This is a genomic window from Streptomyces sp. NPDC002144 (assembly GCF_053593695.1).
Window position 1 is genome coordinate 16781 of record NZ_JBSFDB010000023.1, and the last position, 14091, is coordinate 30871.

Here is a 14091-nt window from a genome sequence, read left to right on the forward strand (position 1 = left end):
GCCAAGGGATGGAGGGACGCGGGGCCGGCTGCGTGGCTCGCGGCGTCGGTTCCGTGGCCGCCGCTTCCCGCGCCGCTCTGAACACCGCCCACCCGTGCTGTCGTAGAGCCGCCGTGCGACGGCCGCCCGAGGCGGAGGCGTCCGTCGCGGCGATCGCCTCGCGCGGCCGGGTCTCGGCCGGCCGGCGCTGCTCGAAGAGCGGGAACACCCCGCGCACACAGCCGGCCGCGTACCCCGCGATCTCACGGAGTCCCCGCTCGCTCAGCTCGATGGGATCCGACCGGCTCGGCACGACCCCGTCGGGCCACGGGCCGTTCCGTTCACCGTGTCCAGTAACGGAGGTTGCGGAAGCGGGCCTCCGCGCGGCCGGAGCCGTGGTTGTAGACGCCGTTCTTGAAATAGCGGGTGGCGGGACCCCGGTCGGCGACGGTCAGTACGAGGGAGTCGTCGAAGAAGACCTTGACCGTGCCGGTCCCGCTGCTCGCCTGATGGGCGATCTTCACGTTGAACCAGGTGTCGTACGCACCCGTCCTGAGCACCGTGCCGTCGTAGCGCCGTACCGTTCCGCCGTTCTTGTCATAGGCGTTGAGCATGATGTCGGTGGCGGGGGTGCCCGAGGGGTGGGCGCTGCGCAGGATCTGCACGAAGGAGGCGCCGTCCGTGCCGGACGGGAGGTACACGTCCGCGTCCCACATGTGGCTGCCCGTGGTGTAGTCGACCTTCCAGCGCATCTCGGTGCGCGGGTCGGTCGAACTGCCCTTCTCGAAGGGCTCGTCGGTGGCGTACACCCACATCCGGTGCACCCCGCCGCTGTAGCTGTGCCGGTCGCCCAGGTCGAGGTTCCAGGGCTTCTGCCAGCTGTAGTCGAACGACGTTTGTGTCCAGCCGTCGGTGGGATCGGCGGCCGCGGCGGCACGCGCGACGGACGGCAGCGTGAGCGCGGCGCCCCCGGCGAGCAGGCCCGCGCCGGCCCGTAAGACGGATCGTCTGTTCATCGAGTGACCTTTCCAGTGAGGGAGTTGAGGTCGACGGCGTCGGCCATCGCCTGCAACCCGGCGTCGTTGAAGTGCAGATGGTCTCCGGAGTCGTAGGCCGGAAGGATCCGGTCGGGCGCGGCGGGGTCGCGGACCACGGCGTCGAAGTCCACCACCGCGTCGAAGATCCCGCCGTGCCGGATCAGTTCGTCGACGGCCTGCCGGACCGCCTCACGGGCCGCGGTCCAGCCGCGGTTGCCGCCGTACGGCGTGACGGTGGCGCCGACGACGCGGATGCCCCGCGCGTGGGCGCGCGCCACGATCTGGCGGTAGGCGCCCTCGAAGGCGGCCGGGTCGGTCTGGTTGGGCGTGCCCTTGATGTCGTTGATGCCCTCCATCAGGATCACGGCGCGCACACCGCTGCGGGAGAGTACATCGGCGTCCAGCCGGTCCAGGGCGCTGGGCCCGGTGCCTTCCAGCAGCACACGGTTGCCCGCGATGCCGGCGTTGAGCACGCCCAGCCGCTTGCGCGGGGGCAGTTGGCCCAGCCGGTCGGCGAGCCGGTCGGGCCAGCGGTGGTTGGCGCTCGCCGTCGAACCGGACCCGTCGGTGATCGAGTCGCCCAGCGCGACGACGCTGCCCACGGCCGGCGCGCCCAGCACGTCGACGCCGGTCAGGTAGTACCAGGAGCCGGTGGTCGCGGTGTACGCGGAGCCCGCCCGGTCCGCCGTGTGGTCCCCGGCCGGGGCGATGAACGACGTCTGCAGGGCGGAGCGGTGATAGGTCGCCGGGCCCGAGTCCTCGGGCGTGTAGAGGCTGACCAGCAGGTTGGCGTCCGCGGGCACCCGCAGCGGTACCGGATCGCTCACCGCGTCGCTGCCCGCCGGTATCTCGACGGAGGCGGCGCCGTGGAAGGTGACGGTGCGGACCGAACCGTCCACGGCGTCGGGGCTCTTGGGAGCACCGGGCTCCTGCACGGCGACCGTGACGGCTCCCAGGTCGAGCGGCGCGGTGCCGAGTCGGTTGGACACGCGGACGCGGGCCGCGCGGCCCCTGACGCTGGTGTGGATCACGTTGCGCACCGACTGGCCGGGCAGTTCGGCGACGGTGCCGGCCGCGGCCGCCTCCCAGGTGCCCGTCCAGGCGGGTCTGTCGGGCCGGTGCGGGCCCGGGGCGGCCGCGCTCGCCGAGAGCGGCACAAGAGCAAGGGGCAGTGCGGCGGCGAGAGCCGCGAGCGAGTACCGGATCGTGAACGTGCGCATACCGTGCAGTCCTTCCGGTCGGAGTCGGACGCAGGCAATCGCAATACATCGGAGGAGTCAAGATATTGGACAGTGGTTGTGGATGTGATTGGCGGGCGAATTCGCTTGTAACTAGGCACTATTGGACAAGGTGCCTGCCTGGGAGGACCGTTGACAGGTGAAATACAGTCCGCCTAGGTTCGCCATACACCCGATGTATCCATGAACCGTCAGTCTGGAGGACGATGATGACCTCGCAGCCGGGGAAGCGCTTGCCGCTGGGGTTGAGAACGACGGTCACGGCACTGTGCGCCGGCCTGGCGGCCGCACTGTGTCTGACCGCACCCGCGCGGGCGGAGCAGGACACCGCACAGCGCGCCCGTGTCTGGTCCCTGTCCGCCACCGCGCACGACGCACCCCACGCACGGGTCTCCCTCGACGACTCCACCGGCGCGCTGAGCCTGTCCGTGTCCCGCGAGGGCCGTACGGTCATCGAGCCCTCGCCCGTCGGCATCCTCACCGAACAGGCCGACTTCTCCAAGGACCTGCGCTTCCTGCACCGCACCGACCGGCTGGTCGACGAGCACTACCGGACCAAGTCCGGCAAGCGCCTGGACCGCCGGGTCCGGATGAACGAGACCCGGCTGTCCTTCGCCACGCCCGTCGGCGCCCGCCTCGACCTCGTCGTACGCGCATCGGCCGACGGCATCGCCTACCGCTATGTCCTGCCCGCCGGAAGCGGCGACGTCCTCGGCGAGACCTCCGCCTTCAACCTCCCCTCGGACGCGAGCGCCTGGCTGGGCACCTACCGGGCCGACAACGAGGGGCAGTTCAACCAGTACACCGCCGCCACGGCCCCCACCGGCGAGTACTCCGACCAGGCCCTCTTCTCCACCGCCGGCGGCTACACCCTGCTCGCCGAGTCCGACCTGACCGGCCGCTATTCCGGCGCCCGGCTCGCCCACGACCAGGGCAGCGGCACCTACCGGATCAAGCTCGCCGACGACCGGGTCCGCACCACCGGCCCCCTCACCACCCCCTGGCGGGCCATGATCACCGGTGACCTGGCCACCGTCACCCGCTCCACCTTCACCGACGACCTCGCCCCCTCCTCCAAGGTCGCCGACACCTCCTGGATCCGCCCGGGAACCGTCCTGTGGACCTGGCTGGCCGGCGGGCGTGAGGCCGGGCAGAGCCTCGCGGCGCAGAAGGCGTACGTCGACTACGCGGCCGCACGCCACTGGCCCTACGAGGCCGTCGACGCCGGCTGGTACTTCAAGAGCGACGCGTGGGACACCACGGACCCGAACTGGCAGACCGACAGCTGGATGCCGCAACTCGTCGAGTACGCCCGCGCCAAGGGCGTCGGCATCGTCGTCTGGATCCATCAGCGCGACCTCGCCACGGCCGACCAGCGCGCCCAGTGGCTGCCCACCCTGGAACGCTGGGGCGTCAAGGGCGTCAAGATCGACTTCATGAACTCCGAGGCGCAGTCCATGCTCCAGTGGTACGACGACGTCCTGAAGGACACCGCGGCCCACCACCTCATGATCGACTTCCACGGCTCCACGATCCCCAAGGGCATCCAGCGCACCTGGCCGCAGGTCATGACCCTGGAGGGCGTCGGCGGCGAGGAGAAGCGCACCAACACCGCGGCCCACCTCACCACCCTGCCCTTCACCCGCAACGTCATCGGCTCCATGGACTTCACCCCCGGCGGCTTCCAGCGCGTCGGCCAGCGCCCCGACTCCGACGCGGCCGAGGTCGGCCTCACCGTCGCCTACGAGTCGGGCCTGCAGATGTTCGCCGGCACCCCCGAGTCGTACGACGCCCGGCCGCTCGCCCGTGACTTCCTCCAGCAGATCCCCGCCGCCTGGGACGACACCCGGCTGCTCGCCGGACAGCCCGGCCAGGAGGCGGTGCTCGCCCGCCGCAGCGGACAGCGCTGGTTCATCGGCGGGGTGTACGCGGGTGCCGCGCACACCGCGCAGGTACCGCTGTCCCTCGGTCCGGGGCGGTGGCTGGTGCAGACGATCCGGGACGGTGCCGACGGGCTCGTCCAGGACCAGAAGGTGCTGCGCGGCACAGCGACGCTCAGCGTCGACGTCGTGGCCAATGGCGGCTTCGCGGGCATCGCCTGCCCGTGGCGTCCGGGGATCACCAGCTGTTACCGCTGACTCGAACGACCGGCCCGGCCGACGGCGAGGAAAGCCGCCGTCGGCCGGCCTCGGCGACGCAAGCACGCGTGCCCGTATATGCGTTCTCGGGCGCGGGGCTTCCCGACGACCATGGGGCGCATGACTGAGCAACCCGCGCGATGGTGCCAGGCGACGGTTTACCCCGACATGTGGGCCGACCCGGACGACGACCCCCGGGAGGGACCGAGGCCGGAGGGCGAACTCAGCACGCTGCAGGACTATCTGACGAACTATCGGCTGACCCTGCGGATGAAGTGCGAGGGCCTGGACGCGGAGCAACTGGCCCGCCGGTCGGTGCCGCCGTCGTCGATGTCGCTCCTGGCCTGATCCGCCACCTCGCCGAGACGGAGCGGGCCTGGCGCAACTGGATCACCGACGGAGATCCGCTGCCGAAGCTGTACGGCGACCCCGACGGGGACTTCGACGGAGCCGTCGCCGACAAGGGCGTGGTCGAGGAGGCGTACGCCGCGATGGAGCGCGAACAGGCCGCGACGGACGCCGCGTTGGCCGCCTACGCGGATCTGGGCGAGCGTCTGGGCAAGGACGGGATCTCGGTCCGGGAACTGCTGGTCCACAGGATCGAGGAGTGCGCGCGCCACTGCGGCCACGCCGACCTGCTCCGGGAGTGCGTCGACGGAAGGGTGGGCCAGTAGCGGCGGCAGGTCACCGCAGGGGCGGTCCGCTGCTCTCGCGGACCACCAGTTCCGTCGCCACCTCCACCCGGGTCGTCTCCGGCTCCTGGCCCGCGAGCAGGCGCAGCACCATGCGCGCGGCCAGCGCCGTCATGTCGGCGATGGGGGTGCGCATGGTGGTCAGACGGGGCGTCACCCAGTCGGCGAACGGCAGGTCGTCGAAGCCGACCACGCTGATGTCGTGGGGGATGCGCAGCCCCAGCTCGGCAGCCGCGCGATAGGTGCCCAGCGCCTGATGGTCGCTGCCCGCGAAGACCGCGGTCGGGCGCTCGGGCAACGCCAGGAGTTCCAGGGCGTGTCGGTAGGCCAGGGCGTGGGTGAAGTCGCCGTAGCGGACCAGGGCCGGATCGAAGGGCAGGCCGGCCTCCGTCAGCGCCGAGCGGTAGCCGTCGACGCGGGCGCGTGAGGTCAGCCGGCGTTCGGGGCCGCTGATGACGGCGATGCGCCGGTGGCCGAGCTCGATGAGATGACGGGTCGCGGCGAGGCCGCCGGGCCAGTTGGTCGCGCCCACCCAGGGGATGCCGGGCGCGGGCTCGTCGATCGGGGCGACGAGGGCGTACGGGATGCCGAGCCCGGCGAGGTCGGTCTGCTGCCCGGGGGTGAGTTCGGGGACCACGAGGATCGCGCCGCGCGTGGGGCGGGTGGCGAGCGAGTCGAGCCACTGGCGGGCGCGCTTCTGCCGGCCGTGGGTGGCCGAGACGACCAGTCCCATGCCCGCCTCGTGCAGCACGTCCTCCGCGCCCCGGATCAGCTCCACCGCCCACGGGCTGTCCAACTCGTTGATGACGAGGTCGATCAGGCCGCCGGGCGGAGCCGCCGTGGCCGCGGCCCGCTGCCGCGCGAGATATCCGTGCTTCTCCAGCAGCCGCTGCACTTTGGCCCGCGTCCCGGCCGATACATCGGACCTGTCGTGCAGCACTTTGGAGATGGTGGAGACGGAAACCCCGGCCTCCTCAGCGATTTCGGCCAGCGTGCGCCGCCTCGCGTCGCCGGATCCTGTCCGGACTGTTGACGTCATCGGATGAATCTCCTACGTTTCCGGGGCGGTCGCAGATTGCGAAAACTATCGCAAGCCAACCCTCCAGCGTAGAGGCGGTAGGTGGTTCTCGATGAAGAGACGGCGTCCGGGCCCGACTTGGCGGGCCGCCGCGCTCGCCGCCACCGTGACCCTGTTACTGGCCGGCTGCGGCGGCACCGGCGGCGGAGGCGGCGACTCCGGTGACGGCAAGGGCGAGTTGCTGGTCTGGGTGGACAACACCCGTACCCCTGCGGCCCAGCAGTACAAGAAGGCGCACCCCGAGGTGAGGATGCGCATCGTCACCATCCCGCCCGACGCGGGCTACGTCCCCACCAAAGTCTCCCTCGCCAACCGCACCAAGTCCGGCTGGCCGGACGTCGTCTTCCTCGCCAATCCCGCCGAGGCCGCGACCCTCGCGAGCGACAGGTTCGGCTACGCCGCCCCGCTCGACACCCTCGTCCCCCGGTCCGTCCGCGACGGCTTCGCCCCCGGCTCCCTGGACACCTGCACCTTCGGCGGCCGGACCTACTGCCTGCGCAACGACATCGCGCCCACGGTGCTCTGGTACGACGCCAAGCTGATGAAGCAGTACGGCTATGCCGTTCCCCGGACCTGGGCCCAGTACCAGCAGACCGGACTGAAGGCCGCCCAGGACCATCCCGGCACCATCGTCGGCGCCGTCAACGGCAAGTACGGCGCCGGTGTCTACTTCGGCAGCAGCGGCTGCCCCACCCGCGACACGCTCAGCCTCACCAGGGTCCACATCGACCTCACCCAGCCGGCCTGCACCCGCGTCGCCGACCTGCTCCAGCCCCTCACCAAGGCCAAGGCGGTCACCACCGTCGTCCCCACCGACCCCGCCTTCGCCAAGTTCGGCAAGGAGAACAAGGTCCTGATGCTGCCGGGCCCCGCCTGGTTCGGCGACTTCATGTTCGGCCCCGCCTTCAAGATCCCGAAGGGGCGTATCGCGGCGGCCCCCATGCCCACCTGGCCCGGCGAGAGCACGTCCTACGCCGGACAGGTCGGCGGCGGCGCCTTCCTCGTCTCCGCGCACGCGGGTGACCGTACGAAACAGGCGGTGGACCTGGTGCGTTGGATGACGACCGACGTCACCCTGCAGGCCGAGCAGCCCACTTACCCCGCCTTCACCGCGGCCGCCCGGAAATGGGGCGAGGCCAAGTCCCGGGACTCCTACTACGCCTCCGACCCGATGCCCGCCCTCACCGGCGCCGCGAACTCCCTGCGCCCGGGCTTCGGAGCCGTCCGCTTCGAGGCCGACTGGCAGGCCAGTTTCAACGACACCGTCGGCAAGGCGGCCGATTCCGGCGGCAACCTCCTCAAGGCGCTGCCCAGTTGGCAGGACAAGCTGGACGCGGCGGCGAAGACCAGTGACTACACGGTCGGCCCATGACGCTGACACCCGTCCGCCCCTCCGCGGCGCCGGCAGCCCCGCGGACCCCGTCGCGGCGCCGCGGTCACCGCGGCCGTACCCGAGCCGTGTGGATCCTCGTCGGCCCCTACACCCTGTTCCTCGCGGTCTTCGGGCTCGCGCCCGCCGGATACGCCCTGTGGACCTCCTTCGTCCACGAGGGCTCCTTCGCCGGCGGGCACAACTGGACGGCCGTCCTCGGCGACTACCGGCTCGGCGAGGCCGCCCAGAACGTCGGTCTGTATCTGCTGCTCTGGCTGCCCGTCCTGCTGCTGACGGTCCTCTCGCTCGCCTTCACCCTGCACGCCCGCCCCGGCAGGGCGTCCGGAGCCTTCCAGCTCGTGTACTACCTGCCCGGCGCGGTCACCGGCTCCGCGGCGGCCCTGCTGTGGCTGTTCATGGTCAGCCCGGACAACAGCCCCTTCGGGCCGCTGCTGCGGCTGATGGACGTCCACAGCGCCACCGACGCGCTCTCCGGCTCCAGCCTGATCGCCGTCCTCGCCGTCATGGGTGTCGCGGTGCACGCCGGTGGCTGGATCGTCGTCCTGTACGGGGCGCTCACCGCGCTGCCCCGGGAGGTCCTGGAGGCGGCCCAGGTCGACGGAGCCTCCGCCTGGCGCAGCATGTGGCACATCAAGCTGCCCATGGTCCGTACGTACGTCGCCTTCGTGCTGATCTCCAGCTTCGCCTCCGGCAGCCAGGTCTTCGTGGAACCCACCGTGCTGTCCGCCGGCGCCCCCGGACAGATCAGCCCCACCTGGTCCGTCAACCAGCTCGCCTACGTCTACGCCACCCAGGACGGCGACTTCGGCAAGGCCGCCGCGCTGTCGCTGGCCATGCTCGCGGTCGGCCTGCTGGCCGCCTGGATCGTGATCACCCGCACCCGTATGTACGCCACCCGGTGAGGGAACCGATGACCGCTGTCTCCCGCGCGGCCCGCGCCGTCTTCCTGCTCGGCGCCGCCGCCTTCTTCGGACTGCCCCTGCTGTGGCTGGTGCTGGCACCCACCCGCACCGCCGACGACCTCACCACCGGCTCCCCGCTCGGCTTCGGCGCGCTCGGCAACGTCGGCGACGCCTGGTCGCACCTGATGTCGTACAACGACGGCGAGATCACCCTGTGGATCGGCAACTCCGTCATCTACGCCGTGGCCAGTGTCGTCCTCGCCCTGCTGCTGTGCGTACCGGCCGGCTATGTGCTGGCCAAGCACGACTTCGCGGGCCGCCGCACCCTGCTCACCCTCTCGGTCGTGACGATGATCCTGCCCCCGGCCGCCCTGGTGCTGCCGCTGTACCTGGAGATGTCGGCGGTGAACCTCACCGGCACGGTCTGGGCGGTGATCCTGCCGCTGTCCTTCTACCCGTTCGGCGTGTATCTCGCCTTCCTGCACTTCCAGGCCAACCTCCCCGACAGCCTGCTGGACGCCGGACGCGTCGACGGCGCGAGCGAACTGCGGCTGTTCTGGTCCGTCGCCGTGCCGCTGGCCCGTCCCGCGATCGCGCTGATCGCCTTCTTCGGGTTCGTGCGCTGCTGGACCGACTTCTTCCTGCCCTTCGTCATGCTCTCCGACGACCGCACCTTCACCCTCCAACTCGGCCTGATGTCCCTGCTGCAGTCCACCGGCGCGGTCAACAACTCCGGCGGCTTCGCCGACCTCGACATCCACCAGCCGGAAGCCGCGCTCGCCGGCCTGGTGGCGTGCGCGCCGCTGCTGCTGGGGTTCCTGCTCGCGCGGCGCTTCCTGCGCACGGGGCTGCCGGCCGGAGCGGAGAAAGGCTGACATGAGACCCACGACTGGAGACGGCACATGAGACCGAGGCATCTGTTCACCCTGGCCGCCGTGACCGCCCTCCTGGCCGTCCCGGTCCAGGCGCAGGCGGCGGGCCCCGCCCGTACCTACCAGGTGGCCCCCTGGGGCAACGACAAGGCGCACGGCTCCCCGACGAGCCCCCTGCGCACCATCGGCGCCTGTCTGGACCGCGTCCGCCCCGGGGACACCTGTCTGATCCACCACGGCACCTACCGCGAGCAGGTCACCCCGCCCTCCGGCACCAAGGACGCGCCGATCACCCTCGCCGCGTACGGCGACGGCCCGGTCACCGTCGACGGAACCGAGAAGGTGACCGGCTGGAAGGACGCCGGCGACGGACTGGTCTCCGCCGACACCGACCTGCCGCCCGACCCCGACTTCAACGCCGTGTTCCTCGACAACGAGCGGGCGGCGGAAGGCCGGTGGCCCAACTCCGGCTCGGATCCGCTCAACACCACCTGGGCCGAGGCCGACCCGACCTCCACCGACCAGCACATCGACGACACCGACCTGCCGGACGCCGACTGGACCGGCGCCACGGTCCATCTGTGGGCGGGCTCCAATCCCTGGGCCCAGCAGACCGGCACGGTCACCGCCACCGCACCGGGCAAGCTGGACTTCAAGGGCGGCAACTACCGCTGCCCGCCGCTGTGCATGGGCAACCAGAACTACCGCAACTACTACCTGGTGGGCTCCAAGGCCGCCCTGGACCAGCCGGGGGAGTGGTATTACGACAAGACCGTGCACCGCCTCTACATGGTCCCGCCGAAGGGCGGCATGGCCGGGCACACGGTGTATGCCAAGCACCGTCTGTGGGGCGTCGACCTGACGGGCAGCTCCCATGTCACCGTGCGCGGCCTGAACCTGTGGGGCACCTCCCTGCGAACGGGTGTCTCCAGTACGGGAGTTGTCGTCGACGGACTGCGCGCCACGTACATCTCCGAGTTCTCCACCCTCCCCATGCCCCCGGACGGCGACCTCGCGATCCCGCCCTTCGAGGGGCACATCGTCGCCTCCCGCATCCTCGATTCGGGCGTACAGATCCTCGGCACCGGCAACACCCTGAAGAACAGCGAGATCTCCCGGTCGGCCGGCGACGGCGTCCTGGTTCGCGGCACCGGCAACACGGTCACGAACAACTACATCCACGACGTCGGCTGGATGGGCAGCTACACCCCCGGCATCGAGATCAACGGCAACGACCACACGGTCACCCACAACACGATCCGCCGGACCGGACGCGCCGCCATCGACACGGCCTGGCAGCTCAACGGCACCGAGTTCCACGGCAACCGCATCGCCTACAACGACATGTCCGAGGCCATGCGCACCTCCCGGGACGGCTCGCCCTTCTACGTCTGCTGCAGCCTCGACGCCTCCGGCACCTCGATCGACCACAACACCTCGCACGACGCCGACGGGCAGGTCGGCTTCTATGTCGACAACTACTCCGGTCACTTCCTGCTGCACCACAACGTCGCCTGGAACACCGGCAGTCGGGGGACCTTCTTCAACGGGCACACCGGTCCCAGCATCGCCAACCAGGACCACAACTCCAGTTACGGCGTGGGCATCAACGGCACCTCGGTCCAGCTGAGCGGAGCGACGGACGCCTCGGGGTCGTACATCAGCAACATCGTGGGACCGATGCCGGTCAGCGTGACCCAGAAGGGCGATCCGCTGCCGGTCGTCCGCTCCAACGTCATCACGGACAAGCCCGGTTACACCGACGCCGTCAACGGCGAGCTGTGGCCCACCGCCGGTTCACCGGTGATCGACGCGGGCGAGACGATCGACGGCGTCACCACCGACGTACGCGGCACGGCCCCCGACGTCGGCGCCTACGAGTACGGCGCACCGGTCTGGTCGACCGGCTGCGACCTTCCCGGCTGCCGGCAGCGCGTACGACACGGCGACTGGACCGCCACCGCGAGCGACGGCACCGACGCCTCCGCCGCCGTGGACGGCGACATCAACACCCGCTGGACAGCGGCGAGTTCACAGGCCCCCGGCCAGTCGCTGACCGTCGACCTGGGGGAGATCAAAACCTTCGACCGGCTCTCCCTCGACGCCGGACGCGACACCAGCGGCCAGCCCTACGGCTTCACGGTCTCCGTCAGCCGCGACGGCGGCCACTTCGGCGGCGCCCTCGCACGGGTTGCCGGCCGCTCCTTCACCCAGGACGCCGCCTTCCCCACGCAGACGGCCCGCTATGTCCGCCTCACCCTGACCGCGAGCGGCCCCGCCGCCTGGGTTGTCAACGACCTGCGCCTGTACGGCGACGGCCCCGACGCCTCCACCACCCTCCAGGCCGAGCAGGCGACCTCCGCGCACGGGGTGCGGCAGGGCCCGGCCGCGACCGGTGTGCTGGCCTCCGGCGACTGGATCGCCTACCGGCACACCAGCCTGAACGGCGACCGTCTCACCGTCCGCCTCGCCTCCACCTGTGCCACCGGCTGCACCCTCCAACTCCGTCTCGACACCCCGCACGGCCCCCTGGCCGCGACCCTGCCCGTGCACACCACGGGTTCCCCCGATACCTGGCAGGAGCAGTCGGTCACCCTGCCCCACACCGCGACCGGAACCCACGACCTCTACCTCGTCGCGAAGGGAGGCCCCCATGTCGCGGCCCTGGACTGGCTGACGATCCGCCGGTGACGCCGGCGGGCTAGGGCTTCCGGGCCAGCCCGCCGTGTTCGGCGACCACCTCCGGGGCCGGGTCATCCGGCTCCGGACGCCACCGGGTGACCGGGACGACGCCCGGCTCGACGAGCTCCAGACCGTCGAAATACGCGGTGATCTCGTCCACGGTGCGCAGGTTGTACGGGACGGCGCCACTGTCGTTGTAGGCGTCCTGGGCCCGCTCGAAGACCGGGTCGATGCCGCGTGAGCCGTCGTCGACGCACAGGTAACTGCCCGACGGCAGCGCGGCCATCAGCCGGGTGACCAGTGCGCGGGCCTCCTCGTGGTCGGCGACGTGGCCCAGGATGTTGCTCAGGACCAGCGCGGTGGGCCGGCCGAGGTCCAGCGTCTCGGCGGCGCCCGCCAGCACACGGTCCGGGTCCGTCACGTCGGCGTGGAGATAGGCGGTCGCGCCCTCGGGCGTGGAGGTCAGCAGGGTCCGGGCGTGGGCCAGCACCATCGGGTCGTTGTCGACGTACACGATCCGGGACTCCGGCGCGATCCGCTGGGCGACCTCGTGCGTGTTCTGAGCGGTCGGCAGCCCCGTGCCGACGTCCAGGAACTGCCGGATGCCCGCCTCGGCGGCCAGGTGGGTGATGGCCCGGCGCAGAAAGCCACGGCTGCCGCGGGCGATGGTGACGATGCCGGGGAAGACGGCGGTGTACGCGTCGCCGGCCTCCCTGTCCACCGGGTAGTTGTCCGTGCCGCCCAGCCAGTAGTTCCAGATGCGGGCGGAGTGCGGCACCGAGGTGTCGATGGCGGAGTCGGTCATGGGCGGGGTCCGTCCTTGAGCCGGGGCATGGATCACGCACGTCCCAACCTATGTCCGAACCACCGCCCCCCGCCCATCAGTTCGCGATGCTCACAGTCGTGGCGACCGGCGGACGGTCAGGACCGCGATGTCGTCGTGCTGGCCGCCCTCGCCCGCGAACGCCCGGGCATCCTCGTACAGGGTCTGCGGCAGAGCGGTGGGGGAGAGGTCCAGCTGTTTCGCCAGGCGCTCCTCGACCGGGTAGAACGTGCCGTCCGCCGCGCGGGTCTCGGTGAGCCCGTCGGTGCTCAGCAACAGCGTCGCGCCCTCCGGGAAGTCGAACCAGCTCACGGTGGTGGGCTCGTCGGCGAGCTCCGCCAGCCCCAGCGGGACACCGGTCTCCACCGGCGGCTGGGCGACCGCGCCCTCGTGCACCACGTACGGCGGGACATGCCCGCAGTTGACGGCCTGCACCTCGGTGTCGACGTCCACCCCGATGATCAGCGCGGTGACGAAGCGTTCGTCGTCCCCGGTGTGTGCCGCATAGGAGTTGTGCCGTACGACCGAGGCGTCCAGGGCGTCGACGAGTGCCGTCAGTGTGGGCTCCCGGTGGGCCGCCTCGCGGAAGGCGCCGATGACGGCGAACGCGGCACCGACGGCCGCCAGCCCCTTGCCCTGCACATCGCCGATGAGAACCCGGGTGCCGAAGGGCGAGTCGACGACGTCGTAGATGTCGCCGCCGACCAGCCGGTCCTCCTGGAGCGGCTCGTAGACGCCGTTGACCAGCACGTCCTCGGTGAGCAGCGGCAGCGGATGCAGGATGTGCCGCTGCATGGCCGCGGCCGTCGACCGCAGCCGCAGCATCTCGGCCTCGCGCCGGACACGGCGGTGGCAGGCGTACACCGAGGTCACACACAGGGCGAGGGTGAACAGGACCAGCAGGGTCCGGTCCAGCCAGTGTCCGCCGGCGGGTGCCCGCAGCACGGTGGTGATCGCGACGATGACGGTCGTCCACGCGGCCACGAACCCGGTCTGGCGGACCGTGCACAGCGCGGACGCCGTGCTCGGCAGGAACACCAGCAGCGCCAGGATCCACACCTCGGTCCCCGACAGGGCACTGAGGATCTCCACCAGCAGCGTCGCCGTCAGCGCGCCCACGACCACGTCGGCGTTGCCCGGCGGCTCGATGGCGTCGAGGACTTCGTCGGGTCTCTTCCGTCGTCGGCTGTCGGCGGCCATGCGAACTCCCGGGCAGGTGATGATCTCCCCGTACGGTATGCCAGACCCCGCCGTGCG

General features: G+C 71.1%; 10 protein-coding genes and 2 pseudogenes. 6 read left to right on the forward strand and 6 right to left on the reverse strand.

Annotated elements, in window-relative coordinates:
- Positions 1–118: 118 nt before the first annotated feature.
- The 3 genes and pseudogenes from ACWCQ1_RS30280 to ACWCQ1_RS30290 form a co-directional block, all read right to left on the reverse strand.
- Positions 119–292: pseudogene (locus ACWCQ1_RS30280) on the reverse strand (putative immunity protein); the annotation flags it as partial.
- A 28-nt stretch (positions 293–320) separates the two neighbouring features.
- Positions 321–995 (reverse strand): polysaccharide lyase family 7 protein, encoded by a 675-nt coding sequence (locus ACWCQ1_RS30285; protein ID WP_358602711.1) that lies wholly within the window; start codon positions 993–995, stop codon positions 321–323.
- Positions 992–2236 carry an SGNH/GDSL hydrolase family protein gene (locus tag ACWCQ1_RS30290; protein WP_358602714.1) on the reverse strand — a complete coding sequence of 415 codons (1245 nt, stop codon included), beginning with the start codon at positions 2234–2236 and terminating at the stop codon, positions 992–994. Before ACWCQ1_RS30290 ends, ACWCQ1_RS30285 begins: the two co-directional genes overlap by 4 nt.
- 224 nt (positions 2237–2460) lie before the next feature.
- Here ACWCQ1_RS30290 and ACWCQ1_RS30295 point away from each other — a divergent pair, with 224 nt between their 5' ends.
- The gene (locus ACWCQ1_RS30295; protein WP_451027813.1) at positions 2461–4392 is read left to right on the forward strand and encodes a glycoside hydrolase family 97 catalytic domain-containing protein; all 1932 of its coding nucleotides are present in this window, start codon (positions 2461–2463) and stop codon (positions 4390–4392) included.
- A 120-nt stretch (positions 4393–4512) separates the two neighbouring features.
- Positions 4513–5066 (forward strand): annotated as a pseudogene (locus ACWCQ1_RS30300) (DinB family protein).
- A gap of 10 nt (positions 5067–5076) precedes the next feature.
- Here ACWCQ1_RS30300 and ACWCQ1_RS30305 read toward each other — a convergent pair.
- Positions 5077–6123: a LacI family DNA-binding transcriptional regulator gene (locus ACWCQ1_RS30305; RefSeq protein WP_133049319.1), complete on the reverse strand. Its 1047-nt coding sequence runs from the start codon at positions 6121–6123 to the stop codon at positions 5077–5079.
- 91 nt (positions 6124–6214) lie between these two features.
- On the opposite strand from ACWCQ1_RS30305, the gene ACWCQ1_RS30310 reads away from it, so the two are divergent.
- The 4 genes from ACWCQ1_RS30310 to ACWCQ1_RS30325 are packed head-to-tail and all read left to right on the forward strand — an operon-like array spanning position 6215 to position 12020.
- Positions 6215–7534, forward strand: coding sequence for an ABC transporter substrate-binding protein (locus tag ACWCQ1_RS30310; RefSeq protein WP_358602718.1), 1320 nt, complete (start codon positions 6215–6217; stop codon positions 7532–7534).
- Positions 7531–8457 (forward strand): carbohydrate ABC transporter permease, encoded by a 927-nt coding sequence (locus tag ACWCQ1_RS30315; protein ID WP_451027814.1) that lies wholly within the window; start codon positions 7531–7533, stop codon positions 8455–8457. Before ACWCQ1_RS30310 ends, ACWCQ1_RS30315 begins: the two co-directional genes overlap by 4 nt.
- An 8-nt stretch (positions 8458–8465) precedes the next feature.
- Positions 8466–9332 (forward strand): carbohydrate ABC transporter permease, encoded by an 867-nt coding sequence (locus tag ACWCQ1_RS30320; protein ID WP_358602724.1) that lies wholly within the window; start codon positions 8466–8468, stop codon positions 9330–9332.
- Positions 9333–9359: 27 nt separating this feature from the next.
- Positions 9360–12020 carry a carbohydrate-binding protein gene (locus ACWCQ1_RS30325; protein ID WP_451027815.1) on the forward strand — a complete coding sequence of 887 codons (2661 nt, stop codon included), beginning with the start codon at positions 9360–9362 and terminating at the stop codon, positions 12018–12020.
- Between the two features lie 10 nt (positions 12021–12030).
- Here ACWCQ1_RS30325 and ACWCQ1_RS30330 read toward each other — a convergent pair whose 3' ends face one another.
- Positions 12031–12816 (reverse strand): SAM-dependent methyltransferase, encoded by a 786-nt coding sequence (locus tag ACWCQ1_RS30330; protein WP_358602729.1) that lies wholly within the window; start codon positions 12814–12816, stop codon positions 12031–12033.
- A 90-nt stretch (positions 12817–12906) separates the two neighbouring features.
- A complete protein-coding gene (locus ACWCQ1_RS30335; protein ID WP_133049325.1) occupies positions 12907–14034 on the reverse strand; it encodes a PP2C family protein-serine/threonine phosphatase in 1128 nt (375 codons plus the stop codon).
- Positions 14035–14091 lie beyond the last annotated feature (57 nt).